The sequence below is a fragment of the Sorangium sp. So ce117 genome (genome assembly GCF_051524395.1).
Taxonomy (GTDB): domain Bacteria; phylum Myxococcota_A; class Polyangia; order Polyangiales; family Polyangiaceae; genus Sorangium; species Sorangium cellulosum_B.
The window spans coordinates 3,114,824-3,135,389 of the sequence record NZ_CP150309.1; the positions used below are offsets into that span (position 1 = coordinate 3,114,824).

21 protein-coding genes are annotated in these 20,566 nt (G+C 70.6%); 9 read left to right on the forward strand and 12 right to left on the reverse strand.

All coding sequences use genetic code 11. The features are described 5' to 3' along the window. The first annotated feature begins 86 nt into the window (after positions 1–86). The 5 genes from WMF46_RS11845 to WMF46_RS11865 all read left to right on the forward strand — a co-directional run bounded on the left by WMF46_RS11845 (position 87) and on the right by WMF46_RS11865 (position 2,674). Positions 87–446 carry an immunity 8 family protein gene (locus tag WMF46_RS11845; RefSeq protein WP_437915805.1) on the forward strand — a complete coding sequence of 120 codons (360 nt, stop codon included), beginning with the start codon at positions 87–89 and terminating at the stop codon, positions 444–446. Between the two features lie 300 nt (positions 447–746). Further along, positions 747–1,124, forward strand: a complete 378-nt coding sequence (locus WMF46_RS11850; protein ID WP_437717141.1) for a hypothetical protein — start codon at positions 747–749, stop codon at positions 1,122–1,124. 389 nt (positions 1,125–1,513) lie between these two features. Next, entirely contained in the window at positions 1,514–1,792 is a 279-nt protein-coding gene (locus WMF46_RS11855) for a hypothetical protein (RefSeq protein WP_437985714.1), read from the forward strand. Between the two features lie 11 nt (positions 1,793–1,803). Further along, the gene (locus WMF46_RS11860; RefSeq protein ID WP_437985715.1) at positions 1,804–2,004 is read left to right on the forward strand and encodes a hypothetical protein; all 201 of its coding nucleotides are present in this window, start codon (positions 1,804–1,806) and stop codon (positions 2,002–2,004) included. A 133-nt stretch (positions 2,005–2,137) separates the two neighbouring features. Continuing rightward, positions 2,138–2,674 carry a hypothetical protein gene (locus WMF46_RS11865; RefSeq protein WP_437985716.1) on the forward strand — a complete coding sequence of 179 codons (537 nt, stop codon included), beginning with the start codon at positions 2,138–2,140 and terminating at the stop codon, positions 2,672–2,674. A gap of 60 nt (positions 2,675–2,734) precedes the next feature. Here WMF46_RS11865 and WMF46_RS11870 read toward each other — a convergent pair whose 3' ends face one another. From WMF46_RS11870 to WMF46_RS11915, 10 genes are all read right to left on the reverse strand, one after another. Continuing rightward, a complete protein-coding gene (locus WMF46_RS11870; RefSeq protein ID WP_437985717.1) occupies positions 2,735–3,355 on the reverse strand; it encodes a chemotaxis protein CheW in 621 nt (206 codons plus the stop codon). Beyond that, on the reverse strand, positions 3,352–5,118 hold the full coding sequence (locus WMF46_RS11875; protein ID WP_437985718.1) for a methyl-accepting chemotaxis protein: 1,767 nt from the start codon (positions 5,116–5,118) through the stop codon (positions 3,352–3,354). The genes WMF46_RS11870 and WMF46_RS11875 overlap by 4 nt, the downstream gene beginning before the upstream one ends. Continuing rightward, positions 5,115–5,891 (reverse strand): chemotaxis protein CheW, encoded by a 777-nt coding sequence (locus WMF46_RS11880; RefSeq protein ID WP_437985719.1) that lies wholly within the window; start codon positions 5,889–5,891, stop codon positions 5,115–5,117. The genes WMF46_RS11875 and WMF46_RS11880 overlap by 4 nt, the downstream gene beginning before the upstream one ends. 9 nt (positions 5,892–5,900) lie before the next feature. Beyond that, positions 5,901–6,425 (reverse strand): chemotaxis protein CheD, encoded by a 525-nt coding sequence (locus WMF46_RS11885; protein WP_437908577.1) that lies wholly within the window; start codon positions 6,423–6,425, stop codon positions 5,901–5,903. Next, positions 6,422–7,099 (reverse strand): GAF domain-containing protein, encoded by a 678-nt coding sequence (locus WMF46_RS11890; protein ID WP_437985720.1) that lies wholly within the window; start codon positions 7,097–7,099, stop codon positions 6,422–6,424. The genes WMF46_RS11885 and WMF46_RS11890 overlap by 4 nt, the downstream gene beginning before the upstream one ends. 85 nt (positions 7,100–7,184) lie before the next feature. After that, positions 7,185–7,553 carry a response regulator gene (locus tag WMF46_RS11895; RefSeq protein ID WP_437299247.1) on the reverse strand — a complete coding sequence of 123 codons (369 nt, stop codon included), beginning with the start codon at positions 7,551–7,553 and terminating at the stop codon, positions 7,185–7,187. Positions 7,554–8,148: 595 nt separating this feature from the next. Next, positions 8,149–10,152 (reverse strand): hypothetical protein, encoded by a 2,004-nt coding sequence (locus WMF46_RS11900; RefSeq protein ID WP_437985721.1) that lies wholly within the window; start codon positions 10,150–10,152, stop codon positions 8,149–8,151. Beyond that, positions 10,149–11,630: a calcium-binding EGF-like domain-containing protein gene (locus WMF46_RS11905; RefSeq protein ID WP_437985722.1), complete on the reverse strand. Its 1,482-nt coding sequence runs from the start codon at positions 11,628–11,630 to the stop codon at positions 10,149–10,151. The genes WMF46_RS11900 and WMF46_RS11905 overlap by 4 nt, the downstream gene beginning before the upstream one ends. Beyond that, on the reverse strand, positions 11,627–12,295 hold the full coding sequence (locus WMF46_RS11910) for a hypothetical protein (protein WP_437551994.1): 669 nt from the start codon (positions 12,293–12,295) through the stop codon (positions 11,627–11,629). The genes WMF46_RS11905 and WMF46_RS11910 overlap by 4 nt, the downstream gene beginning before the upstream one ends. Positions 12,296–12,881: 586 nt before the next feature. Further along, on the reverse strand, positions 12,882–13,031 hold the full coding sequence (locus WMF46_RS11915) for a hypothetical protein (protein ID WP_437985723.1): 150 nt from the start codon (positions 13,029–13,031) through the stop codon (positions 12,882–12,884). A 134-nt stretch (positions 13,032–13,165) separates the two neighbouring features. On the opposite strand from WMF46_RS11915, the gene WMF46_RS11920 reads away from it, so the two are divergent. Both WMF46_RS11920 and WMF46_RS11925 read left to right on the forward strand, forming a co-directional pair. Beyond that, positions 13,166–14,683, forward strand: coding sequence for an isochorismatase family protein (locus tag WMF46_RS11920; protein ID WP_437985724.1), 1,518 nt, complete (start codon positions 13,166–13,168; stop codon positions 14,681–14,683). Beyond that, the gene (locus WMF46_RS11925; RefSeq protein WP_437985725.1) at positions 14,680–15,384 is read left to right on the forward strand and encodes a glutathione S-transferase family protein; all 705 of its coding nucleotides are present in this window, start codon (positions 14,680–14,682) and stop codon (positions 15,382–15,384) included. Before WMF46_RS11920 ends, WMF46_RS11925 begins: the two co-directional genes overlap by 4 nt. A 47-nt stretch (positions 15,385–15,431) precedes the next feature. Here the strand turns inward: WMF46_RS11925 and WMF46_RS11930 are convergent, their stop codons facing one another. Further along, complete coding sequence (locus WMF46_RS11930; protein ID WP_437985726.1) at positions 15,432–15,791, reverse strand: hypothetical protein; 360 nt, start codon at positions 15,789–15,791, stop codon at positions 15,432–15,434. A gap of 235 nt (positions 15,792–16,026) precedes the next feature. On the opposite strand from WMF46_RS11930, the gene WMF46_RS11935 reads away from it, so the two are divergent. Then, positions 16,027–17,481 carry a glucuronyl esterase domain-containing protein gene (locus tag WMF46_RS11935; protein ID WP_437985727.1) on the forward strand — a complete coding sequence of 485 codons (1,455 nt, stop codon included), beginning with the start codon at positions 16,027–16,029 and terminating at the stop codon, positions 17,479–17,481. A 383-nt stretch (positions 17,482–17,864) separates the two neighbouring features. Next, positions 17,865–19,358: a vWA domain-containing protein gene (locus WMF46_RS11940; protein ID WP_437985728.1), complete on the forward strand. Its 1,494-nt coding sequence runs from the start codon at positions 17,865–17,867 to the stop codon at positions 19,356–19,358. On the opposite strand, the gene WMF46_RS11945 is transcribed toward WMF46_RS11940, so the two are convergent. Then, positions 19,334–20,146, reverse strand: a complete 813-nt coding sequence (locus WMF46_RS11945) for a CPBP family intramembrane glutamic endopeptidase (protein ID WP_437985729.1) — start codon at positions 20,144–20,146, stop codon at positions 19,334–19,336. The genes WMF46_RS11940 and WMF46_RS11945 overlap by 25 nt on opposite strands. Positions 20,147–20,566: the final 420 nt, after the last annotated feature.

The following is a 20,566-nucleotide window of genomic DNA, read 5'->3' on the forward strand; positions in this document are numbered from 1 at the left end:
GAGCCGAGCGCCTCACCGGCGAAACACGCGTGACGCCCTTGACGCCCTTGACCAGAGGGCCGGTTTGCTCTTCGTTTTCCCCGACCATGAAGCTCGTCATCCGCTCCGCTGGCGTCTGGGGGCATCCCAATCTCCGGACATGGGCGCCCGACGATCCCGACGCGTTCGCCGAGCTCGTGATGCTGGACATCGGGCCCAGAAAGGGGGCGGGCGCGGATTCCTTCACCCTCAGGGTGGCCACGCCCGCCGGGCTGGACCGGCTGGAGGCTCGCGATGGCATCCTGGCCACCCGCCCCCTTCTCGTGATGCGCCGGTACGACTTCGACGATCTCTGGCGCTGGCTCGAGCAGACCGTCGCGTCCTGCGAGGCCGAGACCTGGCCCGCCTGCGTCGAGAACCTCCGGCGCTACTTCGGCTGGGAGTACGAGAGCTACCGGGAGCCGTGACACGACGCGCGCTCTCGTGTTCGCCCCCGCTTCACGCCGCAGCGCCGGCGTTCGGCGCGCGCGGCGGCTCCTCCGGCCCGGCCGTCCTGCCGGCGCTCGCGGCCCCCGGAAAGGCGATCGCCGCCGGTGTCAGGCGCATCTACGCCACCGCGCTGGACACCATTTGCGCCTTGCGGCGCAGAGCCGGTCTGTGAGATTTTGTGTGGGCGAGGTCCCACAAGGTGACGAACTGGACAGCGCTGGTCCCGCGGCTTCGGTCGAATCTTCTGACCTTTGCGCCGCTTGTCCGAGGACAGAGAAATGAGGCTGACAATCTTTCTGGAGGAGTACGCGAAGCACACGGCGCTCAACATCGGGCAAGTGATGCAAGGCGTCCGGTACTTCTACTCTCATCCGGACTGTGATGATGTCGCGCCGCGAGGGACGTTCAAGCACTGTTTCTTGTCGATGTCCCTTCGAACGAAGCGAATCGCGAACGACCTCTTCTTCTCGGTGATTCCACCTCACTGGCATCACACGCCGGAGGAGCTCCGCGAGATGCGACCGATCCCGATCAAGAAGTGGTTCTTCTATGGATATTCAGCCTGGCAATTTGACGAGTCCGGGGAGGTCAGACCCGACCTCGACGGAACAGAGGATCGAAGATGGGATCCACGATGCCAGAAGCCACAGACTTGACGGGTGGAGCGCCTGACGGCGGTTTGCGGCGGACGGCGCTTCGCGCCGCCGCTGAAGCCGAGCGCCGGGCGGACCAGCGTGACGTGCGCTCGAACGCGACGCAGCGCGAGCGAGGGGGCCCACGGTAGGAGGACAGGGAACGTAGAGGTGCCCGGGGAGGCGCGCGAATGGCGAGAGAGTCCTGGTGGCGCTGGAAGGAGGTGCTTGCCGCTTTGACGATCAGCGTGGCTGGGCTCGCCATCGTCCTGAATGATCGCTCACCTGGCTGGCTCCGCGCAGGCGTCTACGTCCTTGCGGTTGTCGGACCGTTCCTGCCTCTGCTCGCGCTCATCCCGTGGCATTTCATTGCCAAGCGTCGCGGTCTCGTTCCCCGGAGTCGTGTCCCGTGCGTGGTGTCGCTCTCGGACGGGGCCCTCCATGTCAGGCGAGGCGACACGTGCTCGATCCATGCGCTGGGGATCATCGTGCGCGCGCGCTTCGCGCGGAATGACAACTGGACGGAGTCGAAGATGCTGGAGGACGCGCTGGGGCTCTTCGCGCTGGATGGACGCGAGATCGAGCGCCTGCCCGGGTCGGCAGCCGACCTCGGTGCGCTGCTGGTCGAGCTGGAGGCCCGCGGGATCCCGGTCGAACACGTCCACGTGAGCGCCCCGGCGGTGCTCGATTGAGGCCATTATCCATGAATGTACAACCCTACAAGCTCGGTTCGCTGGCACCCGATGACCGCTGGGTCGAGCATCGATACCCGGACGCGTGGGATCTCCAGCGCACCACGGGTCCCGATCGCCTGGTGCTCGCGCCGGCCGAACGCCAGATCGACCTCATCCTCGATCTCCTCCGAACGTTGGAGTTTCCGCTCCAGCCCGGAGACGACCCGTGATCGCGGTGGCTCTCGGTGTCGCCGACGCTGGCCGACCTGGGCCTGCTGCCGATGAGAGGGTGAGCGCGCGTCCCCGCTCGCGGCAGAGGCCCCGTTCGGCAGGAAAGGGGAGGCGATGCTTTCATGGGCTGAAGTGAAGCCTCTGATCTCGCGGATCGTCGGCCCGCGACTTGCCGATCTCGGGTTCCACAACCCGGGCCGTGCCATGTGGCGGCTTCGCCCGTACTTCGTCGACGTCGTCTGGTTTCATTGCCCTCGCGCCGGCATCTTCCAGGTCGAGTTTGGCTGTGGGCTGCGCAAGGCCGTTCGAAACAATCCGGCTCCCTGGCATTGCCAGTTCCGCACGCAGCCGGGGCATTCGTTCAACTGGGAGGAACTACCCTGGTCGTTTCGCCTGTCGGAATCGGAGCAGGTCGAGGTGCTTCGGCTATTGGCCCCTCGGGTCGTGGCAGCCGCAAGGCGGTGGTTCGCTCACTTCGACACGATCGAGAGCGCCATCCGCGCGCTGGAGAGCAATCCGGTGTCGGGGCCGCGGAAAGTAGCGCTCTGCGCCCCAGGTAGTCCCGCATTCAACGAAGCGATGTCCGAGCTGCGCGTCGCTGCGGCCGGCGTGGCCGGACAACCCGCTGCGGCGGACGAGGCCGGGGCTCTGCATCGCCCTCGCCGCTGAGCGCGAACGTTGTCGCTCAGGATGAGCGGCGCGCGTGCCACCGCGTCGTGAACCGAGCAGCTACGGCTGCTCCCCCCCTCTGGCAGCGGACGCCCACGGGGAAGGCCGCGGCTTGCCCTCGCCGGCGCCGAGCGCGCCGGCCCCCGCGAGCTCGCCCTGCGGCGGCGCGCCCGGCAGCGCCGCGCGGGCGCCGCCTTCGGCCTCGAGCGACGCGGCCGCGAAGAGCTCCTCCGGCGAGAGGATCCGGTCGATGTCGAGCAGCAGGAGGAGCCTTTCGCCCACCTTGCCGAGGCCGATGAGCTGGCCCTGGTGGGCCCGCGCGCCGAACGGCGGCGGCGGCTCGATCGCCGCCGCGTCGAGGTCCACGACGTCGCCCACGGCGTCGATGAAGAGGCCCATCCGGGTGAGCTCGCCGTCGAACTCCGTCTCGACGATGAGGATGCAGCTCCGCCGCGCGATCACCGACGCCGGGAGCCCGAGCCGGACGGCGAGGTCGATGACCGGGATCACGCGCCCCCTCAGGTTGAGCACGCCGAGCACGGCCTGCGGCATCCTCGGCACCCGCGTGATCGCGGTGATTTCGACGATCTCCCGCGCGCGGAGGATGTCCAGCGCGAGCTCGTCGCCGCCCACGAAGAACGAGATGTACTGCGACGATCGAGGCTCCGGCGCGGCGCTCACGGGACCTCCGCGCGCGCGGAGGCGGCCCGACCCGCGCCTCGCGGCGGAAAGCGCTCGAGCTCGGCGTCCTCGTGCAGCGCCGCGGGGGAGCGCAGGGCCCCGTTCGTCCTGGCCCGGGCGAGCGTCGCGAGCACGGCGGCGCCGTTCGAGGCGCCCGGCGAGGCCGCGGAGCCCTCCCGGGAGGGCGGCGGGAGGCGCCGCGCGTCGCCCGCGCCGGGGGCGCGCGGCACGCGGGGGCGCTCGGGGAACGCGAGCTCGTCGCCCACCTGGAAGAAGCGCAGCATGCCCGAGAGCGCATCCGCCTGGGCCGCGAGCTCCTCGGCCGTGCTGGCGAGCTCCTCGCTGATCGCGGCGTTGCGCTGCGTCACCTCGTCGACGCGGCGCATGGCGCTGTTCACCTGGCCGACCGCGTCGGCCTGGCTGAGCGAAGCGGTCGCCACCTCCTGCGTGAGCGCCGAGGTCTGGCGGATCGAGGGCGCCATCTCCTCGAGCAGCCGCCCCGAGCGATCGGCGACCTGCACGCTCGCCGACGCGAGCGCGCCGATCTCCTTGGCGGCGGCCTGGCTCCGCTCCGCGAGGCGGCGGACCTCGCTCGCGACCACGGCGAAGCCGCGGCCGTGCTCGCCGGCCCGGGCCGCCTCGATCGACGCGTTCAGCGCGAGCAGGTTGGTCTGGTACGCGATCTCCTGCACGATCGAGACCTTCTCGGCGATGTCGCGCATCGCGGCCACGGTGCGCTGGACCGCCGCGAGGCTCTGCTCCGCGGCGGCCGCGGCGCCGGTGGCGAGCTCGCCGGTCTGCTGGCTGCTCTCGGCGTTCTTCTGGATCGAGCCGCTCACCTCCGAGAGGCTCGCCGACGTCTCCTCCACCGCGGCCGCCTGCTCGCTCGTGCCCTGCGACAGGTTCTGCGAGGTGGCCGAGATCTGCGTCGAGGCCGCGGCGAGCGACTCCGCGCCCGTGCGGATCTCCAGGAGGACGGTCGAGAGCTTGTCCGCCATCTCCGCCATCGCCTCCTCCAGCTGCCCGAGCTCGTCGCGGCCCGAGGCCACGCCCCGGTGTCGCAGATCGCCGTCGGCGATCCGCCTGGCGAGCCCCACGGCCGAGCTCAGCGGGCCCGTGATGCTGCGCGAGACGAGGACGCTGACGAGCACGCCGACCGCCAGCGCCACGAAGGCGATGAGGCCCATGTCCCGCGAGGCGCGCTGCGCGTCGCCGCTCAGGGACGCCTGCAGCACCTCCATGTCCCTCGTGCTCGCCTGGGCGAGGCCCTCGGCCGACTCCTCGAACCGGTGGATCTCGTCCTTGTAGCCGGTCATCACGGCGTTCGCCGCCTGGGCCGTGGGCACCTGCCCGGCGAGCGTTTCCTGCATCACGCGGCGAAAGCCGACGATGTAGCTCGCCAGGTCGCGCCGCATCGCGGCGACCGACTCCCGCTCGTGGGGCAGCGTCACGAGGCGGTCGAGCTCGTCCAGCCGGCGCTGGATCTGCGCCTCGATCTCGTTCCATTTCTCCTGATACCCCTGCTGGACGGGGCGATCGCCGATGCTGAGGAAGCAGTCTTTCTCGTAGCGGCGGAGCTCCATGAGGTCGCGCTCGATCTGCGTCGCGATCGCGAGCTCCCGGACGTCCGACACCAGGATCTCGTGTGTCTTCTCCGCGACGGAGGTCAGGCCGAGGTGCCCCGAGATCGCGATGGCGACCATGAGCATCGCCATGAACGCGAGCGAGAGCGAGAGACGCAGCGCAATCCTGAGCCGGTTCATCGTGTCCTCCCCTCCGGATCCATCGCCCTTTCCCGCGCCTCCGAGGGGGGAGCCCGCCATCGAGCCCTGGGCGCGAGCGCGCCGCCGCCGGCGCGGCCGCGGGTGAGGTCGTGCATCAGCGCGTCCACATCGAGGATCAGCGCGAGCCTGCCGTCGGCGAGGGCCGTGGATCCGGTGATGCCCCGGGTGCGGCGGAAGAGCCGGCCGAGCGGCTTGATGACCGTCCTGCCCTCGCCGTCGAGCGAGTCGACGACGAGGCCGGCCTGGCCCCCCTCGTGGGCCACCACGACCACGCTCTCGCGGGCCGGCGCAGGCCCGGAGAGCCCGAAGAGGTCGCGGACGCTGGCCCGCGCCGCGATCCGGGCGCGGCTCATCCCCGCGCCGTCGTCGGAGACGCGGAGCGCGATGCCGCCGCCCTCGTGCGTGGCGCGCAGGGTGATGGTCCCGCGCGCGTCCTTGCCGCACGCCTTCCGCACCTCGGGCGGCTCCAGGCCGTGATCGATGCCGTTGCGGATGAGGTGGGTCAGCACGTCGCGGAGGCGCTCGATCACCGCGGTGTCCACCTCGACGTCGCCGTGCACGACCACGAGGCGCGCGAGCTTGCCGTGCGACCGGGCGAGATCGCGCACGGCGCGCTCGTACTGCCGGAACCAGGGGCCGACAGGCACCATGCGCGCGCGGCGGATCGCCTCCTCGAGCCTGGTGTTCAGCCGATCGAGCTCCTCGAGGCCGTCCCGCAGCGAACATCTGCATGAGCGCGGCCCGCTCGGCATCCATCGCGATCACAGGGGCTGGATGGCGGCGCTGCCGTCGTCCGTGCGGAAGATGAGCTTCCGGCCCTGGCTGCCGCCCGTGTCCTGCTGGACGACCCGGATCCCGGCGGCGCGCAGCACCATGACCCCGACCGCCACGTTCTGGTGTCCGAGGTGCGAGTCCCGCTCCCGGAAGGCGGAGATCATGCAGGCGCCGCCGACGATCCGTGCCTGGAGCGAGCGGGGCGTGGCGCCGAGGGCCGCCAGACGATCGAGGAGCTGCTGAAAGGCGGTGTCTCCGAAGCGCCCGAGCGGCAGCGTGAGGTTGGGGCAGCTGGGGAGCACGTAGTGGTTCATGCCGCCCACGCCGAGCGCCGGCTCCCAGAGGCAGATCGCGACGCACGAGCCGACGATCGTGGTGATGATCGTCGGCTCGCCCGACGCGAAGACGTTGCCCGGCGTGAGGTAGTGGGGCTGCGGGCTGCTCGGGGGGGGCGCGCTCAGCCGCGCTCGTCCAGCGCCGTACCGCTGCGACGGGGGCTTGAGCATCGTCATCGCATCTCCAGGGCGCCGCAGCGCTCCCGCCCCGCGCAGAACGGCTCGGCCGCCAGCGTGCCGAGCGCTTCGAGGAGACACTTGTCGATCGGCCCGAGCTCGGGTTTCTGCGAGAGCAGGTGGAAGACGGCGATGACGCCGACCACGCGCTCGTCCATCGTGAGCGGGACACAGGCCATGACGTCGCCCTCGCCGCGCGCGCAGGGGGCCTGGGGAGCGGCCGGGTCGCTGCCGAGCGCGGCGCCCTGCCGGAAATACGGCTCGATCCGCCGCGCCACGCGCCCCACGATGCCCTCTTCCGGCGCTACCAGGACGGCGGACGACGGAGCGACGCCGTAGGCCGCGACGACCCTCGCCGCCCCGCTGCCGTCGATCTCGAAGACGGCGATCTCCTCGGAGCCGACGAGGTTCGCGATGATGTCCTGGAGGGCGCGGCACGCCTCCTCACGGGTCCGGAGCGGCAGGAGCCGGCGGCTCGCGACATAGAGGCTCGCGAGCTGCGAGCGCTGCTGTTCCTCCTCGGCGCATCGATCGGCGGCGAGCGCGAGCGCCGCCTCGGCGCGGACGGCGCGGGCCTCGAGGCGCCCGCGGGCCCTCCGGACCCGGACGAGCAGCCGGCCGAGCGCGCGGGCGCGCCGCGCGAGCCGCTTCTTCTGCCCTTCGAGCGCGCTCACGTGCGCTCGTGACGATCGCTCGCGGCGCACCGCGTGCTCCACCCCGCGTTCCGCTTGTCCATCACGCGACATGTCGGTCTTCACCTCATTCGCCTAGACAGCTCTTGACCTTCTCGAGGAGCTCCAGGGAGTCGATGGGCTTCGTGATGTAGTCGGAGCAGCCACAGCGAAACCCCTCTTCCCTGTGCGAGACCTCGCCTCGGCTCGTGACGAGGACAATGGGCGTCTCCCGCGTCGCCTCCTCCGATCGCAGCCTCCGGCAGGCCTCGAATCCATCCATGGCAGGCATGATCACGTCGAGCAGGATCAGATCAGGTCGCTCGGCGAGCGCCCTGGCCACCGCCGCGCTGCCGTCCTTGGCAGTGACCACGTCATAGCTCTTCCGGAGGATCATCTGCTCCATCATCAGGACGGTCTCCGAGTCGTCCACCAGCAGGATCTTCTTTCGAGACACCACCGCCTCCCCTCGCAGGCAACGAAGGCCACTCGAGCGCTCGCCCGCGCGGCTCGCACGCCCCCTCTCCCCAAGGGGCGTCGCCTTTGCCCAAGGTACGCTCGGGTCACGCCTCAAGTAAACATCAATCGAGGCAAGAACACTCGGACATACAGCATCTTTCTATTGCGCTGGCGGGCCGGCAGGCCGGCCCGCCGGCCCCGACCTCCTCGACAGCGCGGGTGCGAGGGCTGGACGCCACCGCGAGAGCGTCGGTGTCTGGCGGAGGCGCAAAGACCCTTTGGAAGAGGACGCAACAAAGCCATCGTGTTGTACGGCCGCTTACGACGTGGGCGGACACGCCAGAGCTCCGGGCTCCCCTGGGTCGGGAGACGGTGTTCTCTGGTGAGCGCAGGCGCTCAGTTGCAGCGTTCGACGTGGACGTGCCCGCACGTGCGCCGTGGCCAGATCGAAGCGCCGCGAGCCGTCAGGGGCGGAGGTGATGGAGCAGGCGCGCCCTGCGTCGCCTCAGGGCAGTGGCCTGGCAGCGTTGGCTCTCTCGACGAGCTGTCGAGTCGCAGCGTCGACTTCTTCGAACGTCATGAATGAGCCCGCTTCATGGCGCGACCGGCTCCCAGCGGGCCAGCGGCCCTCCGGGAATGACGCCTCCCGAGAGGGGCACGCTCGATCTCACGGCGAACGCGCCGTCCAGCGTGTGAAGGACGCCGGGCCCCGGGCGGTGGAAGCGCGGATCGACGGCCAGCCCGCGCGCGGCCCACTCCGCTGGTGTGTAGACAACGATGTCGTCTCGATCCGGGCGCGTGAAGGCGGGAGCGTAGCCGCCCAGATGGATCAGGGGCGCCGCGCCGCCCGCGAATCCGTCCTCGATCTGCAGCTCGATCGGGTCGTCCGCCGCGTAGATGACGAGCGCCCGAAAGCGCGCCCCGGCCGCCACGCTGACCAGGGTCGCCTCCTCGAGGGCCAGACAGAGGAACGCGTCGGGGTTGTCCGCGGTGATCTGCACGGTCCGCGGGGCGCTGTCGCCGCCTCGGCCCAGATAGCTTTGCACCTCCAGCTTGTCCGGCGTCGCGGCCGCGAGGGTCACCTGGTCCACGTCGGAGTCCGGCTGTACGAAGCGGCCGGTCGCGCCCGCGTAGCCGTTGAGACCGAGCGCGGCCGCGGTCGAGCGACAGGCTTGCACGCGGGCGGCGGCCTCGTCCGCGTCGGTCGCCGACAGCGCGAGGAGCGCGCCGTCGGCGCCGATCTCGATGCCCAGCGTGGCCGGGGGCAGCGGCGCGAGCTCGGTCACCGCGCCGTCGGCGAGGCTCACCGCGAACAACGTGTCGCGCAGCACGAGCACCCGCTGGTTTGCGGCGTCGAAGGCGAGATCCGCCGCCCCGGCCAGCCCCGTCTCGAACCGCGGCACCACCGTCTTCGCGGCGGGATCGATGCTGAGCAGAGAGAACGACCTCGGTCCACCGAGCGCGTAGAGCCGGTTCGTCGCCCCATCCCAGGTGAGCGGACCCACGGCGCCGCTGCCATCCACGGCGTCCTCGATGGCGCCGGTCGCGAGCGAGTAGGACGAGATCGACCCGGCGCGGTTGACGAAGAGCGCCCGCGGGGTCGCGCCGCCCGACAGCCCCGTGACCTCGAGCTCCGCCAGCGGCAGCGCGCTGCCCGAGCCCGGATCGAGCGTGGCGAGCACCGAACGCCCCTCGAAGGAGCCCGCCATCACCAGCGTTTCGCTCGCCGTGGGCGTACGGCCGCACGTCCCGCCGGCGCCCTGCTCGAAGTTCGCGGCGCAGAGGTCACAGCGCTCCCCCGTGTATCCGAGGACGCAGACGCAGCGCGCGAAGCCGATCGAATCGTCGCAGCTGCCGTGCTCGCCGCAGCGGACGCCGGCCCCGTCGCAGGAGGGCAGGCAAGCGCCCGTCGTTGAATCCTGCAGGTAGCCTTCGGCGCAGCTCGCGCAGCCGATCCCGCCGTACCCCTCGGCGCACCCGCAGCGGGCGCCTGTCTCCGTGTCGACGCAGATCTGGTTCGTGCTGCAGGTGAAGCCGGAGGCCGCGCACGTGGGCACGCAGCCGGTCCCGCTGTCCCGATAGCCGAGCGCGCAGCGCGAGCAGTCGTCCCCGGTGTGCCCCGTCGGACATTCGCACAGCGCCGTGCCGCCCGCGTCCGAGCAGCGGCTCGGCGCCTTGCAGTCGAGCTGGGCCTCGGCGCAGGTGGGGCGGCAGTCGCCGTTCGCGTCGTTGTCCTGGTAGCCGCTCTCGCACTGATCGCACAGCCGACCTTCGTACAGCGCCTCGCACGCGCATTCGTCTGCGCCGGCAGCCGCGACGCACGTGCCGTGCGGACCGCACAGCTCCGGGTTGACGGCGCAGTCGAGGGGGATGAGCGCGCAGCGGTTGCCGACCTGATTGTAACCGGACGCGCACGTCGTGCACTCGGTGCCGACGAACCCCTCGGTGCACACGCAGGTCGGGCCCAGAGCCGAGCTGACGCACTCCTGCCGGGCGCTGCACATCTCGACGCCGCAGCTCAGAAAGCCCGAGACCGAGTCCTCGCACCCCTGAACGGAGAGGAGCAGGAGCGGCCAGGAGACGCGCAGGGCCCTCATGGCACCTCCGCTACCCACGCAAGCGCGTTGCCCGCTGGCTCGTGCGCGAGGCGAACCTCGAGGGTGGCCTGAGACGCCCAGTCCATCAGCGCGAGGGTGGCGGCGCGCCGTTCGGGGAAGTTCGTGATGCTGTCGAGGGCCAGCGCCTCCCACGAGGCCGTGTCGTGCTCGGTGATGCCTTCGAGCGGCCCCGAGACGCTGAGTCCCTCGTCGGTGTGGACGATGAAGCTGTAGCTCGCGTCGGCGGGGCGCGCCGTCGCGTCGACGCTCACCGCTCGGCCCGGCGCGGCGACAAGGAGGAAGCCGGCCCGGAGGCTCGCGGACAGCGCTATCTCGAGCTCGGCCGCCCCGCCGCCGTCGTCGACGACACACACGGCCGCGTCGGGGTGGTCGACGGCGATGGTCACCGCGTCGATCGGCCGGGTGCCCAGATCGGCCACGATCAGCGCCGGATCCGCGCCCTCGTACGCCAGCGTGAGCGGCGCCGTGCTCCCGCCGCTGGCGTCGACGACGCGTTTCGCGTGCCACGCGGGGACGGCGCCGAAGCGCGTGAGGGCCCCGGCGCAATACCGCAGGAGTCGATCCTCACGGCTCTCCGCCTCGCTGCCGAGCAAGTAGGCGCGCGCGCTTCCGGGATCGAAGGCCATGGCGAGCCAGTCGGAGCCCTGCGTCCGACCGACGAGCTCCGGCGCGGAATCAGCGAGCTCGAAGGCCGCGCCCGCCTCGTCCAGCCCGAGGATCCTCGCGCGGCTCGGGTCGTACTCGAGCGCGCGAGCGCCTACCGCCGAGAGCTCCTCGGCCTGGAACGTCTCGAGATCGATCTCGTGAATGGCGTTCGCCGACGCGGAGAGCGCCCTGTTTCCGGCTGGATCAAGCGACAGCGCGCTCCCGAGATCGGCGTCCGCGCTCGTGAGATCCGTGACCGCGCCGGAAGCGAGGTCGAGGGTCGCCAGGCGCCCGCCGTTCAGCGCGAACACGCGACCGGAGCCCGCGTCATAGGCGACGTCGGTCACGGTGCTCGGCACGCTCGCCAGAGGGCGGAACGACCAGCCGGGCGGGACGAGCGCGCCGAGGACGCGCTCGGAGCCGACGACGGACAGCGTCAGCAGCGCTGGCGCCGAGAGCGCGGCGACGCACTGGCCGGCGTCGTTGGGCGTGAGCCCTGGCTCGCAGCGCTCGCAGCTGGCGCCCGTGTGCCCCGGATCGCAGCGACAGGCGGCCCCGCTCGCCGTCTCCTCGCAGACTCCCGCCTCACCGCAGTCGACGTCGGGGGCGTTGCAGGTCGGGACACAGTCGGACCCGACCAGCGCGGGCCGGTAGCCCTCCTGGCACGGATTGCATTCAGGCCGGTCGTCTCCCGGCGCGCAGGTGCAGATGCGGCCTTCGCCGCAGCTGAGCGGCGGGGCCTCGCCGCCGTCGTCTGCACACCCGACGACCAGCGCCAGGGTCATCGCCCAGAGCCCGTAGCGCAACGTCATTTCCCTATCCCGACGGTGACCATGAGCCAGAACCTCCACGCGCTGTAGTCGTACGTCTGCTTCGCTCGCCAGCTCGGCCCCTCCGCGTCGATCCCGAACAGCCGATAATCGACATGCTGGACAAGGAGCTCGGCGCCGATGGTGTTGAGGCGCGACGTGCGGAAGACAGGGCCGGCCTGGAGTCCGTAGATCCAGCTGAAGCGGGTCGGATAGGTCACGTCGCACTCGCTGACTTGCCCGCTGGCCCGCAAGTCATCACACAAGCTCTCGTAGGCCTCGCCGTCCCTGCCTTGCGCGCTGCCGTCGTGCGCGAACAGGAACTCCGGACCGGCGAAGGCGCCCAATCGGAGCGCGAGGGACTCCGTCACGGGGAGCGCGGCGCCGAGCATGAACGGGGTCGCGAACTCCCAGCCGATGCCCCGCTCCGGCACGGTGGGCTCTCGTCCTTCGAGGGTCGTGCCCGTGGTGAACCAGAAGCCAAACCCGAGGCTCACGGGCTCGGGCCCGAACATCAGATCGAAGCCGAGCAGCACCGGCGTGTGATCGTCGACGTCCTCCCTCCCGGCGCGCAAGGACAGCGGGCAGCTGCCGGCGCACTGGCCCTGAAAGTCCAGCGTGCCGCTCCCGTAGGCGCCGTAGCCGAAGCGAAACACGGACAAGGGCACGCTCCGCGGCTTCCTCTTCACCGGAGCCGCTGGCTTCGACGGCGCGCCAGCGGTGGGGGCCGGCGGGGGAATGAACGGTGGTGGCCCGGGCGGGTAGGGCTGGGACGGATAGATATACGGGTACGGATACGGATACGGATACGGATACGGCTGGGCGGCGCTCGGAGGAGGCGGCGCGGGCTGCGCCGGTTCAGGCTGTGCGGGGGCGGGCGGCGGAGCTTCCGCGGGCGCGGGCTGCGGCGGTGGAGGCGGCGCGGCCGCGGGCTGTGCCGGTGCAGGGGGCGCGGGGGCGGGCTCCATGGCGCTGGAGTCGGGGGCCTGAGCGAACGCCCGCGCGCTCATGATCAAGCCGAGGCACTGCACGTGCCAGAAGACCCCCCTTCGCGAGGTGCGCCGCCGTCGGGTTTTCACCACTTCCTCATCCTACACCGGTTTCCGCCCGCCTCTACTACATGCCGATCAGAGCGGCGGTCACCCGCACAGGAGACGGGCCCAGATCGGCGTTTTCGGCGCGCAAGCGCACTCTGGTGCGCTGAGCACCGAAAACGTCGAGGTGGGCCCGTATCCGAAGCGGGTGACCGTCGCTCTAGAGCTCGGGCGCGAGCTGAAGCAAGCGCCAAGCCAGCGCCGTATCTGCTGCAAAACCCGCCTCGCGCCTCGCGAAGACCACGACATCCGTGTCGTTGGCTCTCTCGACGAGCTGTCGAGTCCCAGCTTCGACCTCTTCGATCGTCATGGAGGCCCACGCTACCCTGTTCGACGCTGGAACCTCGGTATCCTGGGTGAGCTCGGCCTGGCGTGCTCTGTTCGGCGCCCCGCGTCGCGGCCCCGGAGCTTGGCCGAGCGACCGGCCGGTGGTACCAGGACACGATGGACGTGAGAGCTCGGGCGCCCTCCCAGGATCCTGCGCGCACGGCGCTGCTGATCATCGACATGCAGAACGACTTCCTCGCGGAGGGAGGCGCGTTCTCGAAGCGCCACTGCGATCCGCACCAGCTCGCGCAGACCGTGGCCTGGCTCGCGCGCGCGGCGCGCGCGCAGGGGCGGGTCGTGGTGTGGGTGACGTCGGTCTACGGCGAGATCGACGCGGCGCCGGACGCGCTCCGCGGGCAGACGCACACCGGCAGCGCGTGCTGCGCCCGCGGCACGTGGGGCGCCGAGCTGTTCCCGGCTCTGGTCCCGGTGCGCGCCGAGCGCCCCGCGGGGACCGCGGAATGGCATGTCGAGAAGCGCTGGTATTCGGCGTTCCGTGAGACCGAGCTGCACGCCCGGCTGGCGCAGGCGGGCGTGACCGCCGTGGTCCTGTGCGGCGTCGCGACCAACGTGTGTGTCCTCGCCGCCGCCCGCGACGCGCGCGGGCTCGGCTATGACGTCGACATCCTCGGGGACGCGACCGCAGCGGGGACCGCGGGCAAACACGCCGTGGCGCTGCGCGAGATCGAGGGCCTCGGCGGCCGGCGCCGCAGCTGGGCCGACCTGCTCTCGGACGGACCCGGGCCGGTGCACATCGCCGGCATCGGCGCGGGCGAGACGGCGCTGTGGTGCGGCGCCCTCGACGAGCGCCTCGCCGGGGACGCCGGCGCCTTCGCCGCTGTCGAGCGCGAGGTCGCCTGGACGACGATGCGCCACCGCGGAGGGGAGGTGCCCCGCCTGGTCGCGATCCAGGGCGAGCGCTCGCCCGACGGCGCCATGCCGCTCTATCGCCACCCGGTCGACGAGCAGCCCGAGCTCTGCCCCTTCACCCCCGCCGTCGACAGCATTCGCAGGGAGGTCGAGCGCCGCGTCGGACACCCGCTCAACCATTGCCTGCTCCAGCTCTACCGCACGGGACGCGACTGGATCAGCGAGCACTCCGACAAGACGCTCGACCTCGTGCGCCCGTCGTTCATCGTCAATGTCTCGCTCGGACGACAGCGCACCATGGTGCTCCGGCCCAAGCGCGCCGAGGACGGGAGTGCTGTACAGAAGGTCCCTCTGCCGCACGGCTCGCTGCTCGTCATGGACCTGGAGACGAACCGCCGTTTCTATCACGCCATCCGGCAGGAGGGGGACACGGAGGGCGAGGGCGGCGGCCCGACGTCGCCATCGCGCATCTCGCTCACGTTCCGGCACATCGGCACGTTTCACGATCCGGCGACCGGCGCTGTCTGGGGCGTCGGCGCGCCCGCGTCCGATCGCCCCGAGGCCGAGGCGCGCGCCCGAGCCCGAGCCGCGGTCCCCGAGCCGGAGCGCGAGGCGGCGGAGCGCGGCGAGGCAGAGCGGATGTTGCAGCTCTTCCGCGCCGAGAACGTCGACCCCACCTTCGATGTCGCCGCGTACCGCCCGGGCTTCGAGGCGCTCAACTTTCGCACGCTCCGCGCGTCGCACGAGCCCGGGGGCGACCGATGAGCGCTCAGCGCACGGTGTACTTCGTGAACGGCTCGATCTCGAGCTGGCGCGTCCTGATGGCGGCTCACGAGAAGGGCCTCGCCTTCGAGGCGCGCCGCCTCCGCGTGATGCGGGAGCCCCGCGAGACGCGCACCCCGGAGTTCCTGGCCCTCAACCCGCGGGGCCAGGCCCCGGTGCTCGTGGAGCCCGACGGCACCGCCATGAACGAGTCCCTGGCGATCCTGACGTACCTCGAGCAGCGGTATCCCGACCCGCCGCTCCTCCCGCCGCTCGCCGAGCCCGGGGCGCTCGCCCGCGCGCTCGCCTTCGCGCAGGAGTCCGAGGCCACGGCGTGTGTCTACGATCCGCTGGAGAGCCTCTTCGAGGCCGGCCCGGAGGCCGTGTCGCGGGACCGGCGAGCCGCCATCCTGGGCGCGCTCTCGGGCGTGGAGCGGGAGCTCGCGCTGTGGGACGCGCGGGCCCAGAAGACACGGTTCATCGCGTCGGACGCCTTCACGCTCGCCGACTGCGCGTTCTACCCGGTGCTCGCCTACATGCAGCGGCGCGGGCTGTCGCTCGCCGGTCATCCGGCGCTCGACGCCTACGAGCGCCGCGTGCGCGGTCGCCCCTCGGCGGTGGCCTCGTACCCCGAGGGCTGGTCTCACGACCGGGCGCGCCCGGACCTGTTCGCGCAGGCGCGGGCGCTCGCCGCCACGACGTAGCGCGGCCGCCCCGCTGATCGTCGAGTCGTGGAAGCTGCTGAGCGTGATCAGACAGAACAGCCGATGATCGCTCTGCCCGACCGTGCGGCCAGTGCTCGAGGACCGCGCCGGGCGGGCTCATGGGCGGCGTAGGCAGCTCTCCGGATCGCGACCCGGGGACGAAACGTGATGACGAGCGTGCCGTCCTGCTTGTAGCCCCGCGTCTCGAACGAGACGATCCCCGTCGCGTCGCCTTCGCGGACGAGCTCCTTTGCGAGCACTGTGCTCTCTCCGTAGACCGTGTCGCCGTGGAAGACCGGCGCGACATGGTGAACACCGATGTGAACGTGAACATGAACGTTTACCTGAACTTGAACGTGGTCGTGGTCGTCAACGCTGGGACGAACTTCAACCGTGCGGCCCTTCATCTGGGCTGAAGTCGGCTATTCTCACTGAATCTTCCGGTGCCTGTCATTCGACCGGGGCTCACCGACTCAGATCGACCGCCGTCCCATTGCGCGGTGAGCCGAATAGTTGCACCACCTTGTTCTTGACATGAAAGCGCGCACGGACGTCTTATTGCGCCGCGATACCATCTGCCGTTCCGGTGAGTGTAGATCCAACCGATGAACGTTGATCATGCTCGCTCCAGGAGGTCCATCCATGCGAACGCTTGCCGCTCGAACCGCCCGCGTTGCCCTCGGTCTTTGCCTCACAGCCGCTGCCTGCGGGCAGCCCGAGCCGAACCTGTCCGGGCAAGGAGGTGCGGGCGGCTCTGGCGGCGAGGGCGCGACCAGCAGTGGCGAGACGACGTCGAGCTCCAGCTCGGGCGTCGGCGCGACGTCGAGCTCCAGCTCGGGCAGCGACGCGACGTCGAACTCCAGCTCGGGCGTCGGCGCGACGTCGAGCTCCAGCTCGGGTACGGGTCCGGACGAAACCCCTGTCGAGAACGAGAGCGCCGATTGCGAAGTTGCTGCGCTGCCGGAAGCAAGCGCTCTACCCAAGATCTCCAGGTTGCCCGACCCGTTCACGAAGCTCGACGGAACCAGTGTTTCCACCAGAGCAGAATGGCGCTGCCGGAGGCAGGAGATACGCAAGCAGGCCGAGAAGTACATCTACGGCGAGAAGCCGACGCCTGACGTGGTGACCGGCACCGTCACCGAGAGCAAGGTCTCTGTGCATGTGGAGGCCCAGGGCAAGAAGATCGACTTCAGCGCCGACATCGTGCTGCCCTCGAAGGGGGAAGCGCCCTTCCCCGCGATCATCAACGTGGGCGGGAAAGGCGGGTTCGGCGGCATCACGCTAGGTGAGAGCCGCATCCTGGATCAAGGCGTCGCCGTCATCTACTACAACCACAATGAGATCGGCAGGGAGGGCACCGCGGAGCAATCCAGGGGAAAGCCGAACCCGGGGAAGTTCTATGATATCTACGGCGGCGATCACTCCGCGGGTCTCTTGATGGCATGGGCCTGGGGCGCCAGTCGGATCCTCGACGTCCTCCAGGCGTCGGGGGGCGACATCATCGATCCGACCGGGATCGGCGTCACGGGGTGCTCGCGCAACGGCAAGGGGGCCTTTGCCATCGGCGCCTTCGATGATCGGATCGCCTTGACGATCCCCCACGAGACGAGCACCGCCGGAGTCCCGGCCTACCGCATCGCCGACGTGCTGGGCAAGGAGCGGACGGACCACAACTACTTCGGGCTGAACTGGCTCAGCAACAATTTCGAGCCATTCGTGTTCAAGAACAATGCCTCGAACGCCGTCAAGCTCCCGATCGACACCCACGCCCTGATCGCGATGATGGCGCCGCGCGGCCTGCTCGTCCTCGAGAACCCGCACCAGGCTCAGATGGGCGCCCCCGCCGGTCATACGGCGACGGCGGCCGGAGCAGAGGTCTACAAGGCGCTGGGCGTCGAGAAGAATGTCAGTTACCACTCGAAGGTCGCCGAGACGGCGCATTGCTCTTACAAGAACGAATACACCGATCTCCTCGCCAAGAATATCGCCAGATTTCTGAAGCACGAGGGCGAAGCGCCCGGGGAATTCGTCGTGGGCTCGGGCGGCTCACTCAGCATGGCGGACTGGGTGGACTGGCAAGCCCCAGCGCTGGAATGATGGCGCTGTTAGGAGCGCGAGGCCCCGATCGAGCCGATGGCGCCGAAGCGCGGAGCAGGCTGTCAGACACCGCCTCGGAGAATCTGAAGTCACCCACAGCCTGACCTGGGCGGCGCCCGGCTCCGCAACCGCGTGAGTCCGATGGATTCAGGGTGCTTGAGCCGGCGCGGTCGTCGCGAGGGGTGGCTCACCGGAGCGCGCCTGCGCTCTGACGCCGCTGTCATGCATCGTGCCGGAATGGCGCCTCGATGCGCGCCCGAACCAGACGAAGCCTGCGTCGCGGCGTTGGCACTGAAGCTGCACGCTGCGCGGCAGGACGCGGGGCGAGGACGTGTCGCGATCCTGCGCGAACCTGTCCGCCCGACGTTCGAAGGAGGGATGGCATGAACCGATTCTTTGGCTTCATCATGACGGTCGCGTCGGGCATCGTGATGGTCGGCTGCGCAGAAATCGGCGCGAGCGACGTGGGCTCTTTCGACGGCTCCGGCGAGTTCGGCGCGACGCCGGGGGGCGTGAAGGATATGGGCCTCGCACGGGGCCTCGTCGAGAACGGCAGGGTGCCGCCGGCCGAGGCGTTCGTCGTCGAGGCGATGTTCTCGGAGCACGATTTGCCGCTCGAGGGCGCGCCGTGCGCGACGCTCCTCTGCGTGCGCGCCGCAATGGGGATCGCCCCGGACGCGCAGGGCGAGAGCGCCGCGTGGGTGCAGGTCGGCATGTCGTCGACGATCGATCCCGAGACGTTCAAGCGGCCGTCGATGGCGATCGTCGCGACGGTCGACGTATCCGGCTCGATGTCGTGGGGCTACGGCGATGGCGAAGGCGGGATGCCCGCGGCGATCGCCCACTCACTCCTCGGGAACGTGGCGAGCAGCCTCGACGCGAACGACCGCTTCGCGCTCGTCACGTATGGCTCGTCGGTCAGCACGCCGCTCGACTGGACGCAAGGGGACGACCCCGAGATCAAGGAGACCATCGACGAGCTCTCGGAGAACGGCTCCACCAACATGGAGGCAGGCCTCATTCGGGCGTACGAGCTCGCGCGCGAGGCGAAGGGCACGGCCGACGAGGTCCGCGTCATGCTCTTCACCGACGTTCAGCCGAACGTGGGAGCCACCGGCGGCAGCGAGTTCGAGCGCCTGGTCGCGGAGGGCGCGGAAGACGGCATCGGGATCACCGTCTTCGGCCTGGGCCTGGGGCTCGGCGTCGAGGTCATGAACCGGATGTCGCACCTGCGCGGAGCCAACGCCTTCAGCCTGATGAACGCCGACGAGGTAGGGCTCTTCATGGAAGACAACTGGCCGTGGATGGCGACGCCGATCGCCCATGATCTCAGCCTCGTCGCGACCCCTTCGCCGGGCCTCTCTCTCACCCACGCGTATGGCTTCCCCACAGGGGAGGCCGGCGCGACGTCGATCGCCTCGCTCGACGTGGCGAGCGTGTTCCTCAGCAAGCGCAAGGGGGCGCTGCTCCTGTCCCTCACGCCGGCGTCGCCGGAGGAGATCGCCGGGTCGGCGGTGGAGGTCGCGCTCAGTTACGTCGACCGCTCGGGAGAGCCGGTCACGAGCTCCCTCTCGGCGCGTTATGACGGCGAGGCGCTCGACGAGCGCGGCGTGGTGATGCCGCAGGCGAGCGTCGACAAGACGGTGGCGCTCGCGCTCCTCGTGCAAGCGATGCACGACGCGGCGCAAGCGTACGGCTCGGACCCCGCCGCGGCGATTGCCACCCTGGAGCCCGCGCTCGAGCGCTTCGCGGCCGACGCGGCGGCGATCGGAGACGCCGGCATCGACGCGGAGGCGGCGTTCTGGCCCGCGCTCCTGGACCTCATGAAGGCGGACGCCCCTCGAGGAGATCTTTATGGTGATTTCAGCGACAACTGACGCTCTCCGTCGGCTCGCGATACGGCGCCTCGTGCCTGCATCTGCATCCCCCGAGCGGTGACGACCGCGGCCACGAGCGCGACGATCGTCGTGACCAGGAGCGGCGCGGCGCCGTCGCCGGACATGTGCGCCCGGGAAACGTTGTCGAGGTGGATGCCGAGGTGCGCAGCGCACGCGACGAGCACGCTGCCGCCGGATCGGAGGTGCAGCGCCGTCATCAGCACGCTGAGCGACGTGATGAACACGAGGCTGAGCGCCGACGACCACCAGGGGACGCCCGGCAGACACAGGGCGGGCAGGTGCCAGAAGGTCCACGCGACGCCGAGGACGAGGCTGGCGCGCACGGGTCCCTGCGCCGGAAGGAGCCGCCGGAGGGCATAGCCGCGCCATCCCAGCTCCTCCCCCAGCGGGGCGAGCACGGCGATACCGCGGTGTTCCGGTGTGACAGGCGTATATAGGAGCGTCGCCGGAAGGCTCCCGCCGGCGAGCGCCAGCAGCGCGAGGCCGAGGAGGTGCAGCGCCGCCGGCATGCACAGCGCGAGCGGCGCGTAGCCCCAGCCCGCAGGGGCGGGGTGGGGTGACAGGAGCCCCGAGAGCCCCGCTCGGCCACCCTCCTTCCAGGCGCACACCACGGCCGCGAGCGAGGGGCCGACAGCGCCGAGCACGAGCGGCGCCATGGCGACGCCGGGAGGAATGTCGGCGCCCCACTGCTGGAGCAGCAGGGGCAGCTGGCAGAGCCATGTGATGGCGTACGCGAGGACGAAGAACCGGGCCACGGAACGAGGCATGGACCGGCGGGACAGCGGCGCGCGCAGGATGTTCCGCGCGCGACTCGCGACGGAGAAAGTCGCCCCGCTCGACACGAAGGCCGGGATCGGGTCGCAGGGGGCCGGGCTCCGCTCGGAGCTCCCGTCCCGAGCGCGAGCCTCGCGCCGCCGCATGTGTAGTCCGCTGTCAACCCCGCAGCACGAAGTCGATATCGCCCGTGTCTGCGTAGATCCCTGGAGGAGGTGATGCGCCGGCACGCGGTGCCCTGGATGCGCCGTGGTCACGAATGTGCGGGACGGCCGTCGTCAAGGCGCCTTTGCGACGCGCTGGCGCCGTCGACGGCTGTAATCGTTTGTCATCGTCGCTGTGACGGCACCTGTGATAGGCGTGTTTGCCGGGCGATCGGATCTGCACCTTGCCCCCGTGCGCTCCGGTGCGAG